This is a genomic window from Streptomyces sp. 7N604 (assembly GCF_052245475.1).
In the GTDB taxonomy this organism is placed as follows: Bacteria; Actinomycetota; Actinomycetes; order Streptomycetales; family Streptomycetaceae; genus Streptomyces.
Genome location: NZ_JBQQBX010000022.1, coordinates 80712 through 103350 on the forward strand (window position 1 = coordinate 80712; position 22639 = coordinate 103350).

A 22639-nucleotide genomic window follows, 5' to 3' on the forward strand; every position below is an offset into this window, starting at 1 on the left:
GCAGACTGCTCGCCTGCAAGAGGAACCACACATAGTGCCCGAGAAACGCGAAGACGCAGCGCCCGACAGAGGTCACCTGAGCCTCCAGGGCGACTGCGGGAACTGCTTCGGGCTGTGCTGTGTCGCACTGCCCTTCTCGGCCTCCGCTGACTTCGCGGTCGACAAAGACGCGGGGCAGCCCTGCACCCATCTGACTTCGGAGTTCCGCTGCGGCATTCACACCCGCCTCAGGCAGCAAGGCTTTCCGGGCTGCACGGTGTATGACTGTTACGGCGCGGGACAGAAGGTCTCCCAGTTCACCTTCGGCGGGCAGGACTGGCGGCAGGCCCCGGAGACCGCACAGCAGATGTTCGAGGTGTTCCCGATCATGCGGCAGCTCCATGAGCTGCTCTGGTACCTGACCGAGGCGCTGGCGCTGCAACCGGCCCTCCACATCGAGATCGGCCGGGCGCTCGACGAAACCGAACGCCTCACGCACCTCGATCCCGACTCCCTCAGCGAGCTGGACGTGGCCGCACACCGGCAGGACGTCAATGCCCTGCTGCTCCGCACGAGCGAGCTCATACGAGCCAAAGCCCGTCGCAAGAACAAGGACCGCCGAGGTGCCGACCTCATCGGGGCCAACCTCAAGGGCGCAGATCTCAAAGGCGCCAACCTCCGAGGGGCCTACCTCATCGCCGCCGACCTCACCGACGCGGACCTGAGATGGGCCGACCTCATCGGAGCCGACCTCAGAGATGCCAACCTCACGGGCGCCGACCTCACCGACAGCATCTTCCTCACCCAGCCCCAACTGAATGCGGCAAAGGGCGACGGCAGCACGAAGTTGCCCCCTACCCTGACCCGCCCAACGCATTGGTCCCGCCGCCGAGGACAGCCGGATACGCCGGACCCGATCGCGTCCAGTTGAACCGGACGGCCCGCCGGCGCACCGAAACGCAAGACGTCCGGGCCGAATGCCGCCCCGCGGCGCCACGCCGACGCGTACGAATCACTCGCCAAGCTGCAGATCGTCGCGATGCGCTCCGTAGAAATCGGCCTGCCGAGCCATGATCTCGCGCATCGACGTACCGCGCGGAACCCCGTAAACGGTCCCGGGAAAGTCGAGTTCGCGCTGTACCTCCCACAGCTCATCGTGCCGGTCCGGCGAGAAGAGCTCTGCCGGATCGCCGGCGGCGATCCACCCGATCGGGACCACAGCGCCGGGCGCGAGGCGCGAGTTGACGTGCAGAACACTGTGGATCCGCAGCTCGGAGCCGGCTCCCGCCACCGCCCCGGGAAACAGCGACGCACCGGTCGCGACGAAGACCTCGTCCTCGACCGTCGCGCCGTTCACGTGCGCGTGCGGGCCGATCAGGACGGCGTCGCCCAGCGTGGCGGGGTGCACGGCCCGCCCCCGCACCAGCGCGTTCTCCATGACCACCACGTCCGCGCCCGTCCGCACCTCCCCGTCCTCGGCGGACAGCACGGCCCCGTGCAGCACCCGGGCCCGCTCCCCCAGCACGACGGCCCCGCACAACACGGCGGACGGCGCGACGTACGCGGACTCGGGAACCACCGGTCTCCTGCCGCGATGCTCCAGCAACATGCGTAGGAGCCTAAACGTACGGTTGCTCCTTGGACCGGGGCGGGCATTCGCCGGACAGGCGGGTGGCCTCCTCCCGGTGGTGGTCCGCGCCCAGGGAACTGCGGCGGTTAACCGGGCAGTTCCCCGGCGGAGAGAACCGTCAGTCCGGTGCCCAGGTAGATCGTGTTGGAGTACTACGCCTGGCCGGTGGTGTTGTTGACAGCAACGATGTCATCGCCGTCCGCGAGGTCCATCTCAGGATGGCGTACGGGGACTGGCTGCTCACGGTGACGACCGTGCAGGAGACCTTGGTGTGGTCCGCGCTGTCGGGGAAGCCGCAGCCGGCCTCCGCGCTGATCTGGACGGCGTCGGCTGTCCGGGGCGGCAGTCGGCACAGCGCATCGCCGTCCTCGGGATGCGCTGTGCCGAAAAGCCGGTTCAAGCCACGTGGTGGTACGGCCGGTTCAGCCGGTACGGCTGGTCAGCGGCCGGTTCAGCGGCCGCGGCCGAGCTTCTCCTTCAGGCTCTTGCCCTCGGCCGACTCGGACAGCGTGTCCCAGAGCTTGGCCGAGCTGACCGAGGTGTAGACCCCGGGGGCACCCTGGGCCGCGCAGCCGTCCCCGTACGAGACGATGCCGATCTGGATCGGCTGCTGGCGGCCGGGGACGTTACGGAACAGCGGGCCGCCGCTGTCGCCCTGGCAGGAGTCCTTGCCCTCGAGGCCGGCACAGATGTTGACCTTCGCGTCGTAGCTGTCGTAGCTCACCTTGCACTCGTCGTGCGTGAGCAGCGGCACCTTCACCTCGCGCAGCCGGTCCGGGAAGTGCGGCATCTCGGTGTCGGTGTTGCCCCAGCCGGTGACGATCGCCTTGGCACCGGGCCGGATCAGCGCGTCCGTGCCGGGGGTCGGGAGCTTGATGGGGGCGATGCCTCTGACCGGCTTGGCGAGTTCGACGAAGGCCATGTCGTAGGCCGCGTTGCCCTTGGTGTAGCGGGGGTGCACGACGATGCCGCCCGGGTCGCCCTCGCCCTCGGACGGGCGGGCGTTGCGGATCTGGCCCTGCTGGGAGTTGGACAGTACGGTGCGGCCGACCGCGACCTGGAGGTCCTTCGCCTCCATGCCCTCGACGCAGTGCGCGGCGGTCATGACGACGTCCTGGCTGATCAGACTGCCGCCGCAGAACTGGCGCTTCTGTGCGCTCCCGGGGCCCTTGCTGAGCAGGGCCGTCATGAAGGGGTACGCGTCGTTGGACACGTCGGTGCCGCCGATGATGCGGGCGCTGGGCTTCGAGCGGTCGCCGGACGGCGCCGCCGACCCGGCCTTGTCCGCGGCCTGTGCCAGCGGGGCGGCGGCCGCTACGAGGGCCACGGCGGCGGTGGACGCCAGACCGGCGGCGGCTATTCGCTTGGCGCGGCGGCGGGAGAGAGAAAGACGCATGGGGGGTTGTCTCCACTTCTGCGGGACTGAACTCCGGCAGGCGTGAAAGGGCTCGGGGCACGCGTGTCCGACAAGCCCCAACCGGCCTGAGGAGTAGCGACGTTGAGAAACGTTAGGACCCCATCAGCGGCCCCGTCAAAGAATTCTGCAGAAGTCCTGCAGAAATGCAGTTGAGCAGGACTGAAGAATTGACGGGGTATTCCTCTCGCCAATTCGTTAGACGCGAAAACGGGCCGCGGGGTTCACTCGTTCCCGGAATTTGTGCCGTCATCCGCCGGCGCGTCCGCCGGTGCGTCCGCCCGTACGCCCGTTGGTGCGTCCGCCCGTACGTCCGTCGGAGCGTCCTCCGGTGCATCCGGCGGCACGTCCGCGGGCACCCTCGCCAGCCCCTCCGCAAGCACCTCCGCGAGGTGGCGGCCCGGCCTGGCGCCGAGCTGGGCGAGCTGCGTACGGCAGGAGAAGCCGTCGGCCAGGATCTCCGCCTCCGGCGGGGCGGACCGTACGGCGGGGATGAGCTGCTCCTCCGCACAGGCCCGCGACACCTCGTAGTGGCCGCGCTCGAAGCCGAAGTTCCCCGCGAGGCCGCAGCAGCCGCCGCTCAAGTCGCCGGTCAGCCCGGAGCGTTCGCGGAGCTTGCGCTCGGCCGCGTCGCCGAGGACCGCGTGCTGGTGGCAGTGGGTCTGGCCGGCGACCGGGCGGCCGATGCGGGGCGGTGCCCAGTCCGGGGTGAGCTGGTCGAGCGCCTGCGCGAAGGTCAGGACGGATCCGGCGAGCCGCGCCGCTCTCGGGTCGTCCCGGCCCACCAGCTCAGGGAGGTCGGTCCGCAGCGCGGCCGTGCAGCTCGGTTCGAGCCCGACGACGGGGAGCCCCGCGTCGAGCGCGGGGGCCATGGCGTCCAGCGTGCGCCGCATGACCTTGCGGGCCCGCCCGAGCTGACCCGTCGAGACCCACGTCAGCCCGCAGCACACGCCCTTGGGGGGCAGGACCACGCGCAGCCCGGCGGCTTCGAGTACGGCGACAGCGGCCTGGCCGACGGAGGGGGAGAGGTAGTTGGTGAAGGTGTCGGGCCACAGCACGACGGTGCGCTCCCGCGCGGAAATCGCGGAGGGGCCCGGCGTACGGCCGCTGCGCGGCTCAGCCGGGGCCGCCCCGGCAGGCGGCGTCGCCGAGGATGCGCTCTCCGGCCCGGCTTCGCGCCCGGGACTCGGCCGCGGGTCCGCCGTCGGCCTATGGCCGGAACCGGCCCGCCCCGTCCCGCCGTCGGAGCCGGCGGCCCCGCGCTCACGGCCCGCGGCCCGTTCGGCGGCGGCCGAAGCCGCCGTTCGTGCCTGCCACCACCGCACCAGCGGCTCCGGGGCCGGCTCCGGAATCGTGCGCTCCGGGGCGATGCCGCCCAGCCGCTTCACCACCGCCGCCAGTGGCGCGACGCGGGCCGCCGCGCCCGCCGCGCGGCCCAGGCGGAGGGCCGCCACCGCGCGGAGCCACACCGGCAGCCACCCCATCGCGTAGTGCGCCGCGGGCCGCACCCGCCCCTCGTAGTGGTGGTGCAGGAACTCCGCCTTGTACGTGGCCATGTCCACCCCCACCGGGCAGTCCGTACGGCACCCCTTGCACGACAGGCACAGGTCCAGCGCCTCCCGGACCTCCTCCGAGCGCCAGCCGTCCGTCACCACCTCGCCCGCCAGCATCTCGTGCAACAGCCGCGCGCGCCCGCGCGTGGAGTGCTGCTCCTCCCCCGTGACCCGGTACGACGGGCACATCACGCCCGACCCCGCGACCGACGGCGCCCGGCACTTGGCGACGCCCACACACCGCCGCACCGCCGCCGAGAAGTCCCCGCCGTCGTGCGGGTACCCGAACGCGACGTCCACCGGTTCCCGCGGCAGCACCTCGAAGCGGAGGTTCTCGTCCAGCCGCGCGGGCCGTACGAGCATGCCGGGGTTCAGGCCCCCCGCCGGGTCCCAGAGGTCCTTGAACTCCTCGAAGGCCCGCACCAGTTCCGGCCCGTACATCCGCGGCAGCAGCTCCGCCCGCGCCTGCCCGTCCCCGTGCTCGCCCGACAGCGAGCCGCCGTGCGCGACGACCAGGTCCGCCAGGTCGGACGAGAAGTCGCGGAAGCGCCGTACGCCCTCCCCGCTCAGCAGGTCGAAGTCGATACGGACGTGGATGCAGCCGTCGCCGAAGTGCCCGTAGGGGGTGCCGCGCAGCCCGTGCTGGGACATCAGCGCGCGGAAGTCGCGGAGGTAGTCCCCCAGCCGGGGCGGCGGCACCGCGCAGTCCTCCCAGCCCGGCCACGCCTCGCTGCCGTCCGGCATGCGGGTCGCCGTGCCCGAGGCGTCCTCGCGGATGCGCCACAGGGCGCGCTGCTCGCTCGGGTCGGTGACGAGCGCGTGGTCGGTGGTGGCGTCCGCCGCCGCGCGGCACAGCTCCTCGGCGCGCGCCCGCGCCTCCGCCGCCGTATCGCCGCCGACCTCGGCGAACAGCCAGGCCCCGCCCTTCGGCAGCCCGGCCGCCGCGGCGCCCGGCACGAGGTCGGAGGCCATGCCCTCGACCGTCAGCGGGGCGTACGGGAGGAGGGTGTGCGCGGCGTCCGCGGCCGCGCCCTCGTCCTGGTACGCCAGCACGGCCAGCACCCGGGCACGGGGCGCGGGCACGAGCCGTACGGTCGCCTCGGTCAGCACGCCGAGCGTGCCCTCGCTGCCGGTGAAGGCCCGCGCCCAGTCCGCGCCCTTCTCGGGGAGGAGCGCGTCGAGGGCGTAGCCGGAGATACGGCGGGGGAGGTCGGGATAGCCGGTGCGGAGGAGGGCGAGGCGGCGGGAGACGAGCGCTTCGGCGCCCTCGCGCAGGGCGGCGGGGAGCCCTTCCGTACGGCGCCCGAGCCGGGCCCGCTCCCCGCCGTACGTCAGCACGTCCAGCTCGTGCACGCTGTCGGCCGTGGTCCCCCAGGCGACCGAGTGCGAGCCGCAGGAGTTGTTGCCGATCATGCCGCCGAGGGTGCAGCGGCTGTGGGTGGACGGGTCGGGGCCGAAGGTCAGGCCGTACGCCCCGGCCGCGCGGCGCAGATCGTCGAGGATCACGCCCGGCTGGACGACGGCGGTACGGGCCTCCGGGTCGATCTCCACGATCTGGTTCATGTGCCGGGTGAAGTCGAGTACGACGCCGGTGCCGGTCGCTTGCCCGGCGATCGAGGTCCCGCCGCCGCGCGGCACGACGGGGACGCCGGACTCGCGGCAGACGGCGAGGGCGGCGGCGACGTCGGCGGCGTCGAGCGGGGTGACGACGGCGTCGGGCACGCGGCGGTAGTTCGAGGCGTCCATGGTCATCAGCGCGCGGCTCGCCGCGTCGCGGGCGACCTCGCCGCGTACGGTCGCCCGCAGCGCGGCCTCCAGCTCCCGTAGCTCACTCATGGTCACTAGCGTGCCCCCTACACCCGGGTGTGGGCACGCGTTCCCACCGGGTGTGGGCATTCGTTCCCACCCCGTTGTGGGCATTCGTTCCGCGGGGCGGCAGGGCCGGATGCCGACATCCGTGTCTCATCCGGTGGACATCCGTCTGGGCATCCTGCCCCGACGGATTAGGCTTCGGGACGTGGCCGAGATCCAGATTCCCGCTGATATCAAGCCCGCCGACGGACGCTTCGGCTCGGGCCCGTCCAAGGTGCGTACCGAGGCGCTCAGCGCCCTGGCTGCCACCGGTACCTCCGTGCTCGGCACGTCCCACCGCCAGGCCCCGGTCAAGAACCTGGTCGGCCGGGTGCGGGACGGCGTGCGCGCACTGTTCTCGCTGCCCGACGGCTACGAGGTGGTCCTCGGCAACGGCGGCTCCACCGCCTTCTGGGACATCGCCACCCACGGCCTGATCGAGCGCAAGTCGCAGCACCTCTCCTTCGGCGAGTTCTCCTCGAAGTTCGCCAAGGCCGCCAAGCTCGCACCCTGGCTGGACGAGCCGACCGTCATCTCCTCCGACCCCGGCACGCACCCGGCGCCGCGCGCCGAGGCGGGCGTCGACGCGTACGCCCTCACCCACAACGAGACCTCCACCGGCGTCGCCACCCCCATCAAGCGTGTCCCGGGCGCCGACGAGGGCTCGCTCGTGCTGGTGGACGCGACCTCCGGCGCCGGCGGCCTGCCCGTCGACATCCGCGAGACCGACGTCTACTACTTCGCCCCGCAGAAGTCCTTCGCCGCGGACGGCGGCCTGTGGCTGGCGGTCTTCTCGCCCGCAGCCCTGGAACGCGCCGCCCGCGTCCACGCCTCGGGCCGGCACGTCCCGGAGTTCTTCTCGCTGCCGACCGCGATCGACAACTCCCGCAAGAACCAGACGTACAACACCCCCGCCCTCGCGACCCTCTTCCTGCTCGCCGACCAGCTGGACTGGCTGAACGGGCACGGCGGCCTGAGCTGGGCCGTCGAGCGGACCGCGGACTCCTCCGCGCGGCTCTACGGGTGGGCGGAGAAGGTCTCGTACGCCACGCCGTTCGTCACCGACCCGGCCCAGCGCTCGCAGGTCGTCGGGACGATCGACTTCAACGACGACATCGACGCCGCCGCGATCGCCAAGACGCTGCGCGCGAACAGGATCGTGGACACCGAGCCGTACCGCAAGCTGGGCCGCAACCAGCTGCGGATCGCGATGTTCCCGGCCGTCGACCCGGCGGACGTGGAGGCGCTGACGGCCTGCGTCGACTACGTGGTCGACAAGCTGTAGCCAGAACGCACACCGGCATACGCATACGGGCCCTCGGCGCACACCGCGCCCAGGGCCCGTACCCGTTATCAGCGGCTCAGGTTCTGGTACTTCCGCACCGCCAGCGGCAGGAACACCAGCGTGATGACAACCGGCCAGACGACCGCCATCAGCAGCGCGTGCCCCTCGATCCAGCTGCCGCCGCCCGGCACCGGGTTGCCGAAGAGGTCCCGGATCGCGTTGGCCGTGGACGAGACCGGACTCCACATCGCGATGGCGCCCAGCCAGTCCGGCATCATCGACGGCGGCGTGAAGACGCTCGAGATCATCCCGAACGGGAAGGCGACGGCGAAGAGGTTCCCGGCCGCCTCCTGGCTGGGGACCAGCAGGCCGAGGAAGACGCCGATCCAGATCAGCGCGAACCGCAGCAGGATCAGCAGCGCGAAGGCGGAGAGGGCCTCGAGGAGGCTGCCGTCGGGGCGCCAGCCGACCGCCAGGGCGATCACGGCCAGCACCACCAGGTCCAGGCAGGCGCCGATGACGTCGGAGACGCCGCGCCCGCTCACCACCGCCGAGGGCGCCATCGGCATGGAGCGGAAGCGGTCCATGACGCCCTTCTCCTTGCCGATGGCGACCATCATCGCGGTGTTCATGAACCCGAAGGCCATCGTCATGGCGAACATGCCGGGCAGGGCGTAGTCCTTGTAGTCCGCCCCGCCGCCCACGTCCATCGCGCTGCCGAAGACGTAGACGAACAGCAGCACCGAGACGATCGGAAAGCCCAGCTGCCAGGCGATGTTGGCGGGCTGCCGTACGAGATGGGTGAGCTCGTTGCGGACGATGGTCAGGCAGTCCGCGACGGCCCAGTACAGCCGCCGCTCGGGTCCGTCCAGGCCGGCATCCAGTGCGGTGCTCATGCCGCCGCCCCCTCCCTCTCCTCCGTACGGCGTCCCGTCATCCGCAGGAACACCTCGTCCAGGGTCGGCCGCCGCACCCCGAGGTCCTCGACGGCGATCCCCTCGTCCTGCAGCGTCCGCGCGACCTCGGTCAGCGCGGCCACCCGGTCGGTCACCGGCGCCGTCACCCGCAGGTCCTCCCGGTCGGCCTCCGGCTCGGCCCCCGCGGCCGCCACCCGCGCCACCGCCTTGGCCGCCGCCGGCAGATCGGCGGCCTCCCGCACCACGACCTCCACCTGGTCCCCGCCGATCTCACGCTTGAGCTCGGCCGGGGTGTCGTCGGCGATCGTCCGCCCGCGGTCGATGACGGCGATACGGTCCGCGAGCTTGTCGGCCTCGTCCAGGTACTGCGTCGTGAGCAGTACGGTCGTGCCGCCCGCGACCAGCGAGCGCACCGCCTCCCACACCTCGTTGCGGCCGCGGGGGTCGAGACCTGTCGTCGGCTCGTCGAGGAAGAGCACCTCCGGGGCGAGGATCATGCTCGCGGCCAGGTCGAGCCGCCGCCGCATCCCACCGCTGTACTCCTTGACGCCCTTCTCCGCGGCCTCGGTGAGACCGAACTGCTCCAGCAGCTCGTCCGCCCGCCGGGCCGCCCGCTTCCTGTCCATGTGGAACAGGCGGCCGAACATGGCCAGGTTCTGCCGCCCAGTCACGATCTCGTCAACCGCCGCGTACTGCCCGGTCAGCCCGATTCGGCGGCGCACCTGCCGCGGCTGCCGCGTCACGTCCAGGCCCGCGACCCGAGCCCGCCCCCCGTCGAGCCGGACGAGCGTGGACAGGATCCGGACGGCCGTGGTCTTGCCCGCCCCGTTCGGTCCGAGCAGGCCGTGGACGGTGCCGCAGCGCACGGCGAGGTCGAAGCCATCGAGCGCGCGCTTCTCCCCGTACCGCTTCTCCAGGCCCTCTGCGAGGACCGCGAACTCCCTTACCGGCATGGGCTCCCCTCACTCCCTCCCATAAACTGAGTACAGCGTACTCTATTGCGAGTACGCCGTACTCAGTTTTTCCCCCGGCCGCTTTAGGATGGGGGCACCATGACGACGACAGAACACAGCGGCAGCGGCGACCTCAACCGCAGTCTCGAGCTCCTCTGGGACTTCGGCGCCAAGCCCGCCCGCGGCCCGAAGCCCGGGCTCAGCCTCGACCGGATCGTCACGGCCGCGGTCGCCGTCGCCGACGCGGAAGGGCTCGACGCGGTCTCCATGCGCCGCGTCGCCGCCGAGCTGGGCGTCGGCACGATGTCGCTCTACCGCTACGTCCCGGGCAAGGCCGAGCTGCTCGACCTGATGCTCGACAAGGTCAACGACGTAGGCGACGCGACCGAGATCGCACCGGGCGCGGGCTGGCGGGCGGCGCTGGAGAAGGTCGCGCACGGCAGCTGGAGGCTCTACACCCGGCACCCCTGGCTGCTCCTCGTCGACCAGGCCCGGCCCGTCCTGGGCCCCAACGCCCTGGCCGGCCTCGAACTCGCCCTCGGCGGCATGCGGGAGGCCGCCCTCTCCGACAAGGAGAAGATGGGCGTCCTCGTCGCCCTCGACGGCTACGTCAGCGGCTGCGCCCGCAGCCACCTCAACTCCGTACGGGCGGAGCAGCGCACCGGCATCACGGACGATGAGTTCTGGAACACCCAGGCGCCGATCCTGGAGAAGGCGATGGCCACCGGGCGCTACCCGCTGATGGCGGCACTGGCGGACGACACCTTCACCGGGAGCGGCGAGGAGATCTTCGAGTTCGGGCTGCAGAGGCTGCTGGACGGTCTGGAGGCATTCGTGGAGCGCCGCTCGGGATGACGGCGGCCCCGCCCTGTGCATCTATGGAGGCATGGCCACTCCAGGACTCGCACCCTTTGTGAAGCAGGGCTGCATCCTGCTCACCACGCAGAAACGGGACGGCTCGACCGTAGGAACGCCCGTCCACATCGCCGTCGAGGGCGACCACGCGTACATCAGGACCTTCGGCAAGTCGGGCAAGGCGAAACGGATGCACAACTTCCCCGACGTGGAGATCGCCCCCTCCACGCGCCGCGGCAAGCCGACGGGCGCCACCCGCAAGGCGCACGTACGGCTGCTCGAGCAGGGCAGCGAGGAGAATGCGCACGCGGCGGAGCTGATCGGCCGCAAGTACCCGGTGGTGCAGCGCTACCTGGTCCCGGCGGCGCACCGGCTGCAGCGCGACAAGACGCTGCACTACGAACTGCGGCTGGTCGACGAGGACTCGCCCTCGTAGCGGCGCCTGCCCCCCGGGGCGAGGGACCGACTGCATCTCACCGTCAGCGGCATCGTCACCGGCGCCGTCACCGGCCTCGTCACCGGCGTCGTACGAGCCTCCGCAGGCCGAGCACCAGCACCACCGCCCCGGCGACGGTCAGCCCGCCGACCAGGAGGTCGCGGTCCTCGTCCTGTGACGCCGCCCCGCTCCGGTCGCCGCTCTCCCGGCCGGAGCCGCCCTGCTCACCCTTGGCCGTCTGGGCCGCCTTGGCGGCCGAGTCCGGCAGCAGCTCGCCCTGCAGCGCCACACGCGTCACCCGGCTCTGCACGCCCTCCGTCCCGTACATCAGCGCGCGGCCGTCCCGGGTGAATGACACGGACTCGCCCTGCCGCTGCATCGGCAGGCTCGGCTGCCCGATCGGTTCGATCCTGGCGCCGGCGCTGCCGGCGCCGCTCGCGCCGCGCGCCGCCCAGCGGTAGGCGCGCGCCTCGAAGTAGCTGCGCACCACCAGCCGGGTTCCGTCGGGTGAGAAGGCCCCGTCCGTGGCCCAGAGTCCGATGTCGGCGATGCGCCGGAAGGTGTTCACGCCGGACGCCGAGAGCTCGGCCGGGCCCTCGTACAGCCCGCCGCCCTCCTCCCGCTTGCTGACGATGTAGACCCGGCCGGTCTTCGGATGGACCATCAGCGACTCGGCGTCGCGCGGCCCGCCGTCGTAACGGACGGTGTGGCGCACCGGCGTGACCGTCGTGTCGCGCAACTTCTTCGGCTCCGGGAAGCGGTAGATCCACACCTCGGGCCAGCTGCCGCCCAAGTTGTCCCCGATATCCCCGACGTAGACCTGTCCGTCGGGGCCGACCGACACCGCCTCGACGTCGCGGGGGTCGATCCCGGCGAGGGTGACGGTCGCGACCGTACGGCCGGTGGCGCTGTCCACGGCGTAGACGTACGGGCCGTCGTCGCTGTCGTTGTGCGTCCAGAACACCCCGGAGTGCGCCCGGCTCGCGGCGAGACCGCTCGACTCCGTTATGCGCGAGTCCTCGATGGTGAACGACTCCGGCGACCCGCCGTCCGCGGCGGCCGGCACGGCGGCGGGCACGGCCAGGACGGCAGAGGCCAGGGCGGCGGCGCCGAGGCCGCGGGCAAGCGAACGCATGCCCCAAGATTGCCATCTGCGCGCATCCCCCGGCAGGACGCCAAGGGCGGCGCGGGCCGCGTCCCGGGCAGCCGCGCGCGTCCCCGGCAGCCGGACGCCGCCGGGGCCCTGTTGACCCATGCGGCTGAGGTGTCACCGAGGTGTCCGTGAGGTGTCCAGTGTCACGTCGCAGGCCGGGCGGCCATCCGCGATGATGACCGGATGCGGATGATGTTCGTCGGCGACTCGATGACGATCGGTGGCGCCGGTGAGCACACCTGGCGCTACCGGATGTGGCAGCACCTCAGCGCTGCGCCCGGCGGGCCGTACGAGTTCGTCGGCCCGCGCACCGCCCTCCACGACTGCGTCGCCGGCGGCCCCGTCTCCCACGACTACGCCGACCCGGCCTTCCCCGTCGCCGCCCGGCGCCATCTCGCGGGCTGGGGCGAGGGGTGGCTCCACATGGCGCCGCTCATCCGCGAGGCGGTCGCCACGCACCGCGCCGGCCTTCTGCTCGTCTCGCTCGGCCTGATCGACCTCGGCTTCTACACCGACGCCGACCAGACCGCGGCCAACGTCCGCCGCTTCGTCGCGGAGGCGCGCGAGGCGAACCCGCGGATCCGGATCGTGGCCCTGCCCGTCGTCCCCAACGTCCGCGCCCACACGGACCCGCCGTTCGCGGCGGAGTGCGAGCGCTTCAACGAGCGTCTGGAGAAGGCGATCGTGAACCTGGACGCGCCGCACTCCCCCCTGCTCCTGGCCTCCCGCCCGGCGGACTGGTCGATACACCACGACACGTACGACGGCACCCACCCGAGCCCCTCGGGCGAACACAAGCTCGCGGCGGCCTTCGCCAACGCACTGCACCAGGCCTGGGGCCTGGGCGCCCCGTACCGGCCCGGCAGTTGAGACCCCGCGCACCTCGACCGTCAAGCGCCAGTACGGCCGCCTGACCGCCGACTTCACGATGCCCGACAAGCACACGCGCCCTGCCGCACGCCGCGCTGCCCGCCACCGGCGGGCAGCGCTTGCCTCGAGTGCGCTCGAAGGCGTTGGCTGTGCTTCATGGAGTACACGCAGCTCGGACGCACCGGACTGAAGGTCAGCCGACTGGTCCTCGGCACCATGAACTTCGGGCCCGTCACCGACGAGGCCGACAGCCACGCGATCATGGACGCCGCGCTCGCCGCGGGCGTCAACTTCTTCGACACCGCCAACGTCTACGGCTGGGGCGAGAACAAGGGCCGCACCGAGGAGATCCTCGGGTCGTGGTTCGCCAAGGGAGGCGAGCGCCGCGAGAAGGTCGTGCTCGCCACCAAGGTGTACGCGAACATGGGCACCGCGGACGCTCCCTGGCCCAACCAGGACAAGCTCTCCGCGCTCAACATCCGCCGCGCCGTCGAGGCCAGCCTCAAGCGGCTGGGCACCGACTACATCGACCTCTACCAGTTCCACCACGTCGACCGCGCCACCCCCTGGGACGAGATCTGGCAGGCCATCGACGTCCTGATCCAGCAGGGCAAGATCCTCTACGCCGGGTCGAGCAACTTCGCGGGCTGGCACATCGCGCGGGCCAACGAGGCCGCCCGCCGCCGCCTCACGACGTACGGCCTGGTCAGCGAGCAGTGCCTCTACAACCTCGCCGAGCGCCGCGCCGAGATGGAGGTCATTCCGGCCGCCCGGGAGTACGGCCTCGGCGTCATCCCCTGGTCGCCGCTGCACGGCGGCCTGCTCGGCGGGGCGATCCGCAAGGCGCGCGAGGGCGGGACGGGGCGTACCGCGTCCGGCCGGTCGGCCGACGCACTGCGGAACGCCAAGCAGCGCGAGCAGATCCAGTCGTACGAGGACCTGCTCGACAAGCACGGTCTGGAGCCCGGCGACGTCGCGCTCGCCTGGCTGCTCACCCGGCCCGGCGTGACCGGCCCCATCGTCGGGCCGCGCACGGCCGCACAGCTCGAATCCGCGCTGCGCGCGGTCGAGCTGGAGCTTTCGGACGAGCTGCTGGCATCGCTCGACGAGATCTTCCCGGGGCCCGGGCCCTCGCCGGAGGCCTTCGCCTGGTAGCGGCGGCGGATTCGATCCGCTCAGGGGCTGTCGTCGTCCGGGCGGCCGCGCCGGTCGTGCCTGCCGCTCAGCCGAGCACGGCCGCCAGGATGACCACGACGAGTATCACGACGAGAGCACCGCTCACGATCCGGCTTCTGGTCTTCGCGTCCACGCTTCGAGGTTAGCCGGGCGGCCGGCGGCCCTGACCGCGGGCCCGGCCCGTACGCCCGGCGCCCGGCCCATACGCCCGGCCCGTACGCCCGGCCCGGCGCCCGACCCACGCCGGTCAGGCGCCCAGCGGCCAGGCCTCGATCGTCTCGTAGCGCGGCTGCTCCCCGCTCACCCCGCCCGTCGGCAGATTGCTGCGTACGAGACACAGCTGCTCCACCGTCCACGGGCTGCCCTCGAATTCCGCGAGCGCCTCGACGTACGGCCTGAGGTTCATCTGGCTACGGTTGCGGGCGATCGTCAGATGCGGGGCGTAGGGGCGGTGCTCCTCCATCGGTACGCCCGCTCGCCGGGCGCCCGCCGCGGCGGAATCCGCGAGCCGCGCCATGGCCTCGGCGTCGCCGTCCGCGCCGACCCAGACCACCGCGCGGGAGAACCGGCCGCCCCGGGCGAGCCGGATCTCGAAGGGGTGGTGACGGTGCGCGGCCCGCCCCAGCCGGACGGCCAGCTCCGGTACCACCTCCTCGGGCACTTCCCCGTAGAACGCGAGCGTGAAGTGCCACCCGGCGCGGCCGGTCCAGCGCAGCCGGTCGGCGCCCGGCAGCTCCCGCAGCCGGGCGACCTCCACGGCGAGCTCGGCGATGGCAGCCTCCGGCGGCACCACGGCGGCGAAGAGTCTCATGCGGCCAGTTTCGCGCAGATGGCCGTTCCCGGTACCTCGGGCCTCATGCCTCATGCCTCATGCCTCGTACCTCGTACCTCGTACCTCGTGCCTCGTGGCCGACGGCTGAGGCCCCGGCGATGGATGTCGCCCAGGGCCCCGGAACGTCACCACCACCGGCGCTACGCCGCTGCGGAAAGCCGCCCCTCCTCGGCCGGCCCCTCCGCCGCCCGGCCGCCCGGCTCCGCGGAGTCGGGCGCGGCCACCCGCGGTACGAACTCCACGTGCCGGTGGCCGCGCCGCAGGTCCAGCTTCAGGCGGAGGCCGCCGACGCGCGCCAGCATCAGGCCGACTCCGGCCGCCGCACCTGCCGAGATCAGACCTCCCGCGAGGAAGCCGATGCGGGCCCCGAAGGCGTCCGTGATCCAGCCGACGATCGGCGCGCCCAGCGGCGTACCGCCCACGAAGACCATCATGAACAGGCTCATCACCCGGCCCCGCATCGCTGGATCCGTCGCCAGCTGCACCCCCGAGTTGGCGGTGACGTTGATCGTCAGGCCGAACATGCCGATCGGCACCAGCAGCGCGGCGAAGACCCAGAAGGCGGGGGCGAGGGCCGCCGCGATCTCCAGGACGCCGAAGAGCAGCGCCGCGCCGACCAGCAGCCGGAAGCGCGAGGTGCCGCGGCGGGCGGCGAGCAGGGCCCCGGCCAGCGAACCGGCCGCCATCAGCGTGTTGAGCAGGCCGTACGTACCGGCGCCCGCGTGGAAGACGTCGTCCACGAACGCGGTCAGCCAGATCGGGAAGTTGAAGCCGAAGGTGCCGATGAAGCCGACCAGGACGATCGGCCAGACCAGGTCGGGCCGCCCGGCGACGTACCGCAGGCCCTCGCGCAGCTGGCCCTTGCCGCGCGGCGCGCGCTCGACCTTGTGCAGCTCGCCCGTCCGCATCATCAGCAGGGCGGCCAGCGGCGCGAGAAAGGACAGGCCGTTGAGCAGGAACGCCCAGCCGCTGCCGACGGCCGTGATCAGCACACCGGCGACGGCCGGGCCGACCAGCCGGGCGGACTGGAAGTTGGCGGAGTTGAGGCTGACGGCGTTGCGCAGCTCCTGCGGCCCGACCATCTCGGCGACGAAGGCCTGCCGCGTCGGGTTGTCGACGACGGTGACGACGCCGAGCAGGAACGCCATCAGGTAGACGTGCCAGACCTCGACGTGGCCGCTCAGGGTCAGCACGGCGAGCGCGAGGCCGGTGAGGCCCATCGCGGACTGGGTGATCAGGAGCAGCTGCCGCTTGGGGAAGCGGTCGGCGATCACGCCGCCGTACAGCCCAAGGAGCAGCATGGGGAGGAACTGCAGCGCGGTGGTGATGCCGACGGCTGCGGAGGAGCCGGTGAGGCTGAGCACCAGCCAGTCCTGGGCGATGCGCTGCATCCAGGTGCCGGTGTTGGAGACCACCTGTCCGGTGGCGAAGAGCCGGTAGTTCCGTACCTTCAGGGAGCGGAAGGTCCCTCCGCGCGGCTCCTGGGGTTGGGCGTCGGCGTGAGTGTCGTCGTATTCGGGCTTCGGTGCGGGGGCGGAGTCTGCTCCGGGTCCCGTACTCAAAGTGGGCTCGCCTCCTCGTCGTGGCGTCGTGGCGTCGTTCGGCCTTCCTTCACGTCTTCGGGCTTCGTACGCCCTACGGGTCTTCCGGCCGCGGTTACAGCTGCGCCAGCTTCTCCAGCACGGGCGCGGCGGCGCGCAGCGCGGCCCATTCCTCTTCGTCGAGACCGCCGGCCAGCTCGGCGAGCCAGGCGTTGCGCCTGCGCCGGCTCTCCTCGAGCATGCTCTCCGCCCGCTCGGTCTGCCTGACGACCTTCTGGCGGCGGTCCTCGGGGTGCGGCTCGAGCCGCACCAGCCCCTTGGCCTCGAGCATCGCCACGATGCGGGTCATCGACGGCGGCTGCACATGCTCCTTGCGGGCCAGCTCACCGGGGGTGGCGGAGCCGCACCGCGCGAGCGTGCCGAGCACCGACATCTCGGTCGGGCTGAGCGACTCGTCGACCCTCTGGTGCTTGAGCCGGCGCGACAGGCGCATCACGGCGGACCGCAGAGCGTTCACAGCGGCTGCGTCGGCGGCACTGGTCAGTTCCGGCATGTTCCTTAGGGTACCTCATTACTCCGCCTAAGGACTAGCCGCACAGCGCAGCGCCCCACAAACACACAGTCACCCATATGAGTGAGACGGTTCCGGAAAGTGACGCACGGCTCCTGCCTGGGCCGGGACCGTGTCCATATGGGATCGATGGGATCGGACGTGCTCAGTCTTCGGATAGACCATGACCTTCTCGACCGGATCCGACAGCACGCGGCGAAGCGCGGCATGAGCGTCCAGGACTACGTGGTCCGCACGCTGATGCGCGACGACTTCGACGAGCGCTTCAAGACGGCGGTCGACGAGACGGAGAAGTTCTACGGGGTTACCTGACGCCGAGCGCCTGCTCGATCGGGCTGAGCAGGAAGTAGACGAGGAAGCAGACGCCGACGGCGTTCAGCAGCCACGGCACCGTACGGAACCTGCCCGCCATCAGGCCCGGCCCGTGCCGGGCAACTGGCCGTCCTCGTCGGTCAGGCCCGCCTCCTCGCCGACGCCGATGATGGTGCCCATCGCGTCGAAGAAGCCGGACTCCTCCGGTGGGGAGTGCGCACCGTCGCCGGGTACGGGTCCGGTGTGGCCACCCTCCCCCAGCTACCGCTGGGAGGTGCCCCCAGCCCCGCGGAACGAATGCCCACAACCGGACGGCATAGGCTGGGGGCTATGACGATCGACCCGAAAGGCGCCCGGACGATGGGGAAGTGGACACCGCGGCACGAAGCCCCGGAGCCCCTGGAGGGGAACGTCGTCGGGACGATCACCGGGGGAACCGTCCTGTGGTTCGTCCTCTTCCTCGTGCAGCTCCCCTTCTACGCGTGGTTCGAGGACCACGGTCATCTGTGGTGGCTGTGGACCTGCCTCGCCGGGGGCGGCCTCGGACTGCTCGGCATCTGGTACGTACGCCGGCGCGACGCCGCTCTCCGGCGGGCGGCTGACGCCGCCGCCGGGAAGCAGGGAGAGCCCGAGTAAGGGGCGACCGCCGCGAGCCCGCGGCTCCGGCTCCCGGCTCCGGCGCCCGGCTTCCCGCTCCCGGCTCTCTTCGGTAGGTGAACGACACCTTCCGCCCGTAGCGTCGGAGTCATGACGCGGCGGCCGCGGACCGAAAGCGGAGCTCCCGAGCCGTCGTCAGCGGAGCAGGAGCAGGGCGGCTACGTCATCGTCGCCAACACCGCGAGCGGCATCATCCAGGAGCTGCGCGCCAAGAAGACCCTGGACGGCCTGGCCGTCATCGGCGAGGCCCGCCCCACCGTCCGCCGCGACGGCGTGTCCGCCGAGGTCGCCACCTCCGAGATCGTCCTCATCGACCTCGTCGAGCTCGGCCCCGGCGACAAGGTGGTCTTCGACGGCGAGGCAGGTCGGCCGCGAGGCCTACGCCGCCCAACTCGCCGAGGAGGCCTCCCGCTTCACCCTCGTCAGCTCCGAGCTGCGCACCGGCATCAGCACGATCTGGGGCTGGCGCGGGTCGATGTCGTCTGCCTCGACAAGACCGGGATCCTCACCCAGGGCGCCATGGACCTGTCCGAACTCCGCCCCCTGGGCGGCTCGGACGGTGTACCTCGTCCTCGACATGCAGGCCGAGGAGATCACCGCCTTCTGGGGACCCGTCACCGCACGGCTACCGCTCGCGCACCACCGTGTCGTTCGGCCAACGGCTGCACGTCCCCGCGCCCTTCGACTTCGACCTGGACACCACTGGTTTCGGTGCCCGCGAGGCCGAAGCCACCGGTGAGGAGCCAGCGGCCGGGGAGTGAGCCCGACCAGCGATCGTGGCTCCGGCTACTGGTCGAACCAGCGGTCGCGGGCCAGTTCCTCCGTGCGGGAGGCGTCCTCCAGAAGCGCCGCGACCTCGAAGCGGCGCGGCCACTGGCCCGCCGCCCAGGCCAGGCCCGCCGCCACGCCCTCCAGAGTCGCCGCGTGCAGCACGCCGTCCGGGGTCAGGCGCCAGTCCGCCTCGACGCCGTCGACCAGCAGCTCCTCGTACTCGACGTACGAGGCGGGCGTCGCGGGGCCGAGCAGGATGCGTACGGATTCCGGCACCTCGTGCGTCTCGCCCGCGCCTGCGCCATCGCCTTCGCCCTCCGGAGAGGTGACCCGTCCCTCGTAGACCTCGCTGAGCCGCGGCACCTGCAGCAACTCGGCGAGTTCCACCGCACGTCCGGGCCGTACGGGCAGCAGCGCCCGGTCCGTCGCGAGCGGCAGCAGGTCGGGCGTGTCCGCGACCAGGGCTTCGGACGCGTCCACGACCCGTACGTCCCCGTCGACGACCGCCCGCAGCTCGTCGGGCAGCGTCACCTGTTCCGGGTCGAGCTCGGCCAGCGCGCTGTAGATGGCGTGCAGTTGGGTGGCGGCGACCGGGCGGCCCGGGTCGGCGAGGCGGGACAGCAGCTCGGCGGCGCCGCCCGGTTCGTCGAGCAGCGCGGCGACGGACGTGCGCACGCCGAGCGCGCGCAGCACCTGCTCGTCCTCGAAGCCGTGCGCATCCGCGGGCTCGTAGAGGCCGGCAAGGAGGGGGTCGCCGCCAGCGGCCCGCAGCCCGGCGGGGCGGCGCCCGTCGAGCACGGGGTTGCCGCGCAGCCACCACGCCGTGTACGGGCGGACGGTCTCGGTCGTGCCGTCCGGCAGCAGGATCCGGACGCGCTCGGTCAGCGCTTCGCGCAGCGGGGGCTCGGCGAGCAGCGCGAGCGCCTGCGGCCAGGCGTCGTCATCGACGAGCTCGAGGTCGCGGACGGCGACGATCTCGGTGGCGACCGGCGGCACGGGCAACTCGGGCAGCCGGTCGAGCACGTCCTCGCACCACACGTCGACGGAGTCGCACAGCCCCACGTCGTCCGGCTCCGCGAAGTCGCTGTCGCGCGGCTCGAGTTCGTCGGGATCGAGGACGACGTCGGAGGCCCGTACGAGCGAAAAGTTCGCCAGCACGCCGACCGCGGTGAGCGGCTGCTCGCCCCAGCGCTCGGCGAGCTCGGGGTCGCAGGCGGCGAGTTCACCCTCGCGGATGACGCGCTCGAACGGGCTGCCGGGGAAGACGAGTTCACCGGCGGGGGCGAGCTCGCCGTCCTCGTCGGGGAGCGCGAGCGCGGCGAGCCAGGGCTCGTCGCCGGGCGCGAGCTGGGCGTCCCGTACGAGTCCGAGGACGGCCTCGGCCAGCTCGTCGCCGTCGAGGGTGTCCGCGTCCTCGTCCCAGATCTCGCCGGCCTCGAGGGAGTTCGCGACGGCGGCCCGCACCTGGGGGGTGGTGAGGACGGCGCGGGGGGTGGCGGGGGTCGCGCCGAGCTTCTCGAGGAGGGGGTGGGCGGCGTCGGGGTGGGCGACCTTGAGGCCGAGGCGGGCGAGGGTGGCCGCGCTGGTCGGCCGGGCGGGGGCCGGCTCGGTGGCCGGTGCGGGGATGCGGGTCGCGCCGACGACGACGTCCGCGACGTCGGGGTGGCGGCGCTCCTCCGCGGTGTCGTCGGCGCCGGGGAGCGGCAGCAGGACTTGGCGGGGGCCGATGGTCGTACGGCCGTCCGCGAGCGGTACGGGCAGGCCGCTGAGGCGGTCGGGGTCGATGCCGGTGAGGCTGTCGTAGAGCCGTCGCCACCAGGCGGGGGCGCGCTCGACGCCCGCGAGCCGGTCGATGGCCTCTCCGAGCGGCACGCGTGCGACGCCGAGCGCGCGCAGCTCGGACCGCCGCTCGAGTCCTGCGGGCAGCAGGCTGGGGAACAGCTCGGCGAGCACGCGTACGGTCTCGGCTCCCGCGCCTTCGACGATCTCGGCATCGACGGGCCGAAGGGCACCGTCCGCGGCGTCTGCGCCGGCGTTTGCGTCGGCGGCGCGGGCTGCGGACCCGGCCACGCCGGGCGCCGCGTCGGCGCCTCCGGCTCCCCCGGCAGCGTCGCGCTCGCGCCATGACGCGGCGTCGTCGGACGTCGGCGTCCTCAGCTCCTCGGCCCACGGGTCGTGCGGGCCGGCGCCACCGTGCCCACCAGCTGCCGTGCCCCGCTCATGGCCCCCGGCCGCGCCGGGCTCGCTCCGCGCCGCGTCGGCGGCGGCCGCTCCGGTGTAAGCGGCTCCGGCCGCATCGGGAGCCGGAGCAGCCCAGGGGTCGCGGGGTTCGGACCCGCGGTCCTCGGGGGAGGCCGCCGTAGGCGAGGCCGCGCTGGGGAGGAAGGGGATGCGGGGGAGCAGGCGCAGGATCTCCGCGCGCACGCGGCCGTCCAGTTCGCCCTTGCCGAGCGGTCCCGGGACGAGGTCGATCGTGCCAGTGCCGATGGGGCGCCAGTCCCGTACGAGCCCGGCGTACGCCTCCGCGGCCCGCTGCGCCAGGAAGTCCGTGAGCGGCCCGGGCGCCGCGTGGCGGCGGGTCGGCTCGAGCGGGAACGAGGCGATCAGCAGTGCGGGCAGGTCGAGGGGCTCGTCGGTGGGGGTCGGGGCGTGGACGACCGGCGCGGTGCCGGGCCGCGCGGGCGCGCCGCCGCGCGCGTCGTCCACGGGGACGGCCCACGTCACGGACCAGACCGGGCGCAGCCGTTCCTCGATCGGGCGGTCGGCGAGCAGCGCCGCCTCCAGCTGCCCGCCGACGGTGGCGGTGCGCCAGCGCGTCGTACCGTGCGCGCTGTCCTCGATGACGGTGTACGGGCCTTCCTGACGACGCGTCAGGGTGCGTACGCCCTCGGGCGTGTCCACGACGACCTCGGAGAGGCCGGGGAGCGTGAGCAGCAGCGCGTCGTCGACTCCGTCGAGGAGGCGGGCGGCGAGGTCCGCGGCCGCGCCGTCGCGCAGCGGCAGCACGACGGCGGTGTCGTAGCCGACGGGCGCGGTGCCTTGAGCGGGCAGCGGCAGCCGCAGCAGCGGTACGTGGCCGTCGCGGCGGCGCAGTTCGTCCGCGAGGCCGGTGCTTGCTTCGGCCGCCTCCTGCGCGAGCTCGCGCGCCTCGGCGAGGGACCAGCGGACTCCGCCGCTGCGGCCGACGATCGCGGGCTCGTCGCTGACGGCGAGGACGGCCGCGAAGCCGACGCCGAAGCGGCCGATGGCGTACGCCGCGTCCTCGTCGCGCTTCGCGGACGCGCGGAGCGTGGACAGGGACTCGACGCCGGCGGCGTCCAGCGGAGCGCCGGTGTTGGAGGCGACGAGGGCCGCGGGGGCGGCGGGGGCGGTGCCCTCGGGGCCTTCCGAGGGGTGGAGGGTGAGCCGGAGCCGGCCGGGGACGGCCGCGCGAGCGGCCGCGTCGGCGGCGTTCTGGGCCAGCTCTACGACCAGCCGGTCGCGGTAGCCGCCGAGGGCGAGGTCCTCCTCGGCATTGGCGTCCTCCCGGAAGCGGGCGGGGGACGCGGCCCACGCGTCCAGCACGCCGCGCCGCAGCCGCGCCGTCCCGAACGGGTCCGCCCCGTCGGCCGTCGCCCGCACCATCGCCGTGCCGCTCACGTGTCGTCTCCCTCGTGCCACACCACCGATTGTCAGCGCCGAACGTACCGCTTGCGACGCCCCCCGCGCTCCGCCGTCCCAGCCCCGGGGCAGAACGGCCCCGGCGCCGGGGGGCGGGGCGGGGCGCGGCCACCGCGAGGACGGGGAACGGGGCGGGGCTCCGGCCTCGCGCGGCGGGAGCGGGGGCGAGCTCGCCAGGCCGGGCGGGGTGTATTTGGGCGGCTTCGCGCCCTTGGGCGGCATT

The 22639-nt window shown here is 72.8% G+C and carries 18 protein-coding genes and 1 pseudogene; 9 read left to right on the forward strand and 10 right to left on the reverse strand.

The window, feature by feature from the left end:
• Window positions 1–34: 34 nt before the first annotated feature.
• Complete coding sequence (locus ACTWP8_RS24125; RefSeq protein WP_443324216.1) at window positions 35–910, forward strand: pentapeptide repeat-containing protein; 876 nt, start codon at window positions 35–37, stop codon at window positions 908–910.
• Window positions 911–991: 81 nt separating this feature from the next.
• Here ACTWP8_RS24125 and ACTWP8_RS24130 read toward each other — a convergent pair whose 3' ends face one another.
• The 3 genes from ACTWP8_RS24130 to ACTWP8_RS24140 form a co-directional block, all read right to left on the reverse strand.
• Entirely contained in the window at window positions 992–1588 is a 597-nt protein-coding gene (locus ACTWP8_RS24130; RefSeq protein WP_443324217.1) for a gamma carbonic anhydrase family protein, read from the reverse strand.
• A gap of 472 nt (window positions 1589–2060) precedes the next feature.
• Window positions 2061–3005: a S1 family peptidase gene (locus ACTWP8_RS24135; RefSeq protein ID WP_443324218.1), complete on the reverse strand. Its 945-nt coding sequence runs from the start codon at window positions 3003–3005 to the stop codon at window positions 2061–2063.
• A gap of 242 nt (window positions 3006–3247) precedes the next feature.
• Window positions 3248–6412, reverse strand: a complete 3165-nt coding sequence (locus ACTWP8_RS24140; RefSeq protein ID WP_443324219.1) for an FAD-binding and (Fe-S)-binding domain-containing protein — start codon at window positions 6410–6412, stop codon at window positions 3248–3250.
• 181 nt (window positions 6413–6593) lie between these two features.
• Here ACTWP8_RS24140 and serC point away from each other — a divergent pair, with 181 nt between their 5' ends.
• A complete protein-coding gene (serC, locus tag ACTWP8_RS24145) occupies window positions 6594–7712 on the forward strand; it encodes a phosphoserine transaminase (RefSeq protein WP_443324220.1) in 1119 nt (372 codons plus the stop codon).
• Window positions 7713–7780: 68 nt separating this feature from the next.
• On the opposite strand, the gene ACTWP8_RS24150 is transcribed toward serC, so the two are convergent.
• Together ACTWP8_RS24150 and ACTWP8_RS24155 are read right to left on the reverse strand one after the other, a co-directional pair.
• Window positions 7781–8608 (reverse strand): ABC transporter permease, encoded by an 828-nt coding sequence (locus ACTWP8_RS24150; RefSeq protein ID WP_443324221.1) that lies wholly within the window; start codon window positions 8606–8608, stop codon window positions 7781–7783.
• Entirely contained in the window at window positions 8605–9582 is a 978-nt protein-coding gene (locus ACTWP8_RS24155) for an ATP-binding cassette domain-containing protein (protein ID WP_443324222.1), read from the reverse strand. Before ACTWP8_RS24155 ends, ACTWP8_RS24150 begins: the two co-directional genes overlap by 4 nt.
• Window positions 9583–9681: 99 nt before the next feature.
• Here ACTWP8_RS24155 and ACTWP8_RS24160 point away from each other — a divergent pair, with 99 nt between their 5' ends.
• Both ACTWP8_RS24160 and ACTWP8_RS24165 read left to right on the forward strand, forming a co-directional pair.
• Window positions 9682–10437, forward strand: a complete 756-nt coding sequence (locus ACTWP8_RS24160; protein WP_443314420.1) for a TetR/AcrR family transcriptional regulator — start codon at window positions 9682–9684, stop codon at window positions 10435–10437.
• A gap of 31 nt (window positions 10438–10468) precedes the next feature.
• Window positions 10469–10873, forward strand: a complete 405-nt coding sequence (locus ACTWP8_RS24165) for a PPOX class F420-dependent oxidoreductase (protein ID WP_443324223.1) — start codon at window positions 10469–10471, stop codon at window positions 10871–10873.
• Between the two features lie 79 nt (window positions 10874–10952).
• On the opposite strand, the gene ACTWP8_RS24170 is transcribed toward ACTWP8_RS24165, so the two are convergent.
• On the reverse strand, window positions 10953–12008 hold the full coding sequence (locus tag ACTWP8_RS24170; RefSeq protein WP_443324224.1) for a hypothetical protein: 1056 nt from the start codon (window positions 12006–12008) through the stop codon (window positions 10953–10955).
• 201 nt (window positions 12009–12209) lie between these two features.
• Between ACTWP8_RS24170 and ACTWP8_RS24175 the strand changes: the two genes are divergently transcribed.
• The gene (locus ACTWP8_RS24175) at window positions 12210–12896 is read left to right on the forward strand and encodes a GDSL-type esterase/lipase family protein (RefSeq protein ID WP_443324225.1); all 687 of its coding nucleotides are present in this window, start codon (window positions 12210–12212) and stop codon (window positions 12894–12896) included.
• Between the two features lie 156 nt (window positions 12897–13052).
• A complete protein-coding gene (locus ACTWP8_RS24180) occupies window positions 13053–14051 on the forward strand; it encodes an aldo/keto reductase (RefSeq protein ID WP_443324226.1) in 999 nt (332 codons plus the stop codon).
• Between the two features lie 268 nt (window positions 14052–14319).
• Here the strand turns inward: ACTWP8_RS24180 and thpR are convergent, their stop codons facing one another.
• From thpR to ACTWP8_RS24195, 3 genes are all read right to left on the reverse strand, one after another.
• On the reverse strand, window positions 14320–14883 hold the full coding sequence (gene thpR / locus ACTWP8_RS24185) for an RNA 2',3'-cyclic phosphodiesterase (protein ID WP_443324227.1): 564 nt from the start codon (window positions 14881–14883) through the stop codon (window positions 14320–14322).
• Window positions 14884–15044: 161 nt separating this feature from the next.
• Entirely contained in the window at window positions 15045–16466 is a 1422-nt protein-coding gene (locus tag ACTWP8_RS24190) for an MFS transporter (protein ID WP_443324228.1), read from the reverse strand.
• A gap of 94 nt (window positions 16467–16560) precedes the next feature.
• Entirely contained in the window at window positions 16561–16998 is a 438-nt protein-coding gene (locus ACTWP8_RS24195) for a MarR family winged helix-turn-helix transcriptional regulator (RefSeq protein ID WP_443314427.1), read from the reverse strand.
• A 147-nt stretch (window positions 16999–17145) separates the two neighbouring features.
• Between ACTWP8_RS24195 and ACTWP8_RS24200 the strand changes: the two genes are divergently transcribed.
• From ACTWP8_RS24200 to ACTWP8_RS24210, 3 genes and pseudogenes are all read left to right on the forward strand, one after another.
• On the forward strand, window positions 17146–17328 hold the full coding sequence (locus ACTWP8_RS24200; RefSeq protein WP_443324275.1) for a ribbon-helix-helix protein, CopG family: 183 nt from the start codon (window positions 17146–17148) through the stop codon (window positions 17326–17328).
• A gap of 360 nt (window positions 17329–17688) precedes the next feature.
• Complete coding sequence (locus ACTWP8_RS24205; protein WP_443324276.1) at window positions 17689–17964, forward strand: DUF2530 domain-containing protein; 276 nt, start codon at window positions 17689–17691, stop codon at window positions 17962–17964.
• Between the two features lie 177 nt (window positions 17965–18141).
• Window positions 18142–18543: pseudogene (locus tag ACTWP8_RS24210) on the forward strand (hypothetical protein); the annotation flags it as partial.
• Window positions 18544–18771: 228 nt separating this feature from the next.
• On the opposite strand, the gene ACTWP8_RS24215 reads toward ACTWP8_RS24210, so the two are convergent.
• A complete protein-coding gene (locus tag ACTWP8_RS24215; protein WP_443324277.1) occupies window positions 18772–22380 on the reverse strand; it encodes a sacsin N-terminal ATP-binding-like domain-containing protein in 3609 nt (1202 codons plus the stop codon).
• Window positions 22381–22639: the final 259 nt, after the last annotated feature.

Coding starts and splice junctions, on each gene's coding strand:
- ACTWP8_RS24150 (WP_443324221.1), bottom strand. CDS start 8,608: ATGAGCACCGCACTGGATGCCGGCCTGGACGGACCCGAGCGGCGGCTG.
- ACTWP8_RS24160 (WP_443314420.1), top strand. CDS start 9,682: ATGACGACGACAGAACACAGCGGCAGCGGCGACCTCAACCGCAGTCTC.
- ACTWP8_RS24140 (WP_443324219.1), bottom strand. CDS start 6,412: ATGAGTGAGCTACGGGAGCTGGAGGCCGCGCTGCGGGCGACCGTACGC.
- ACTWP8_RS24135 (WP_443324218.1), bottom strand. CDS start 3,005: ATGCGTCTTTCTCTCTCCCGCCGCCGCGCCAAGCGAATAGCCGCCGCC.
- thpR (WP_443324227.1), bottom strand. CDS start 14,883: ATGAGACTCTTCGCCGCCGTGGTGCCGCCGGAGGCTGCCATCGCCGAG.
- ACTWP8_RS24200 (WP_443324275.1), top strand. CDS start 17,146: ATGGGATCGGACGTGCTCAGTCTTCGGATAGACCATGACCTTCTCGAC.
- ACTWP8_RS24215 (WP_443324277.1), bottom strand. CDS start 22,380: ATGGTGCGGGCGACGGCCGACGGGGCGGACCCGTTCGGGACGGCGCGG.
- ACTWP8_RS24175 (WP_443324225.1), top strand. CDS start 12,210: ATGCGGATGATGTTCGTCGGCGACTCGATGACGATCGGTGGCGCCGGT.
- ACTWP8_RS24155 (WP_443324222.1), bottom strand. CDS start 9,582: ATGCCGGTAAGGGAGTTCGCGGTCCTCGCAGAGGGCCTGGAGAAGCGG.
- ACTWP8_RS24165 (WP_443324223.1), top strand. CDS start 10,469: ATGGCCACTCCAGGACTCGCACCCTTTGTGAAGCAGGGCTGCATCCTG.
- ACTWP8_RS24195 (WP_443314427.1), bottom strand. CDS start 16,998: ATGCCGGAACTGACCAGTGCCGCCGACGCAGCCGCTGTGAACGCTCTG.
- ACTWP8_RS24205 (WP_443324276.1), top strand. CDS start 17,689: ATGGGGAAGTGGACACCGCGGCACGAAGCCCCGGAGCCCCTGGAGGGG.
- ACTWP8_RS24130 (WP_443324217.1), bottom strand. CDS start 1,588: ATGTTGCTGGAGCATCGCGGCAGGAGACCGGTGGTTCCCGAGTCCGCG.
- ACTWP8_RS24180 (WP_443324226.1), top strand. CDS start 13,053: ATGGAGTACACGCAGCTCGGACGCACCGGACTGAAGGTCAGCCGACTG.
- ACTWP8_RS24170 (WP_443324224.1), bottom strand. CDS start 12,008: ATGCGTTCGCTTGCCCGCGGCCTCGGCGCCGCCGCCCTGGCCTCTGCC.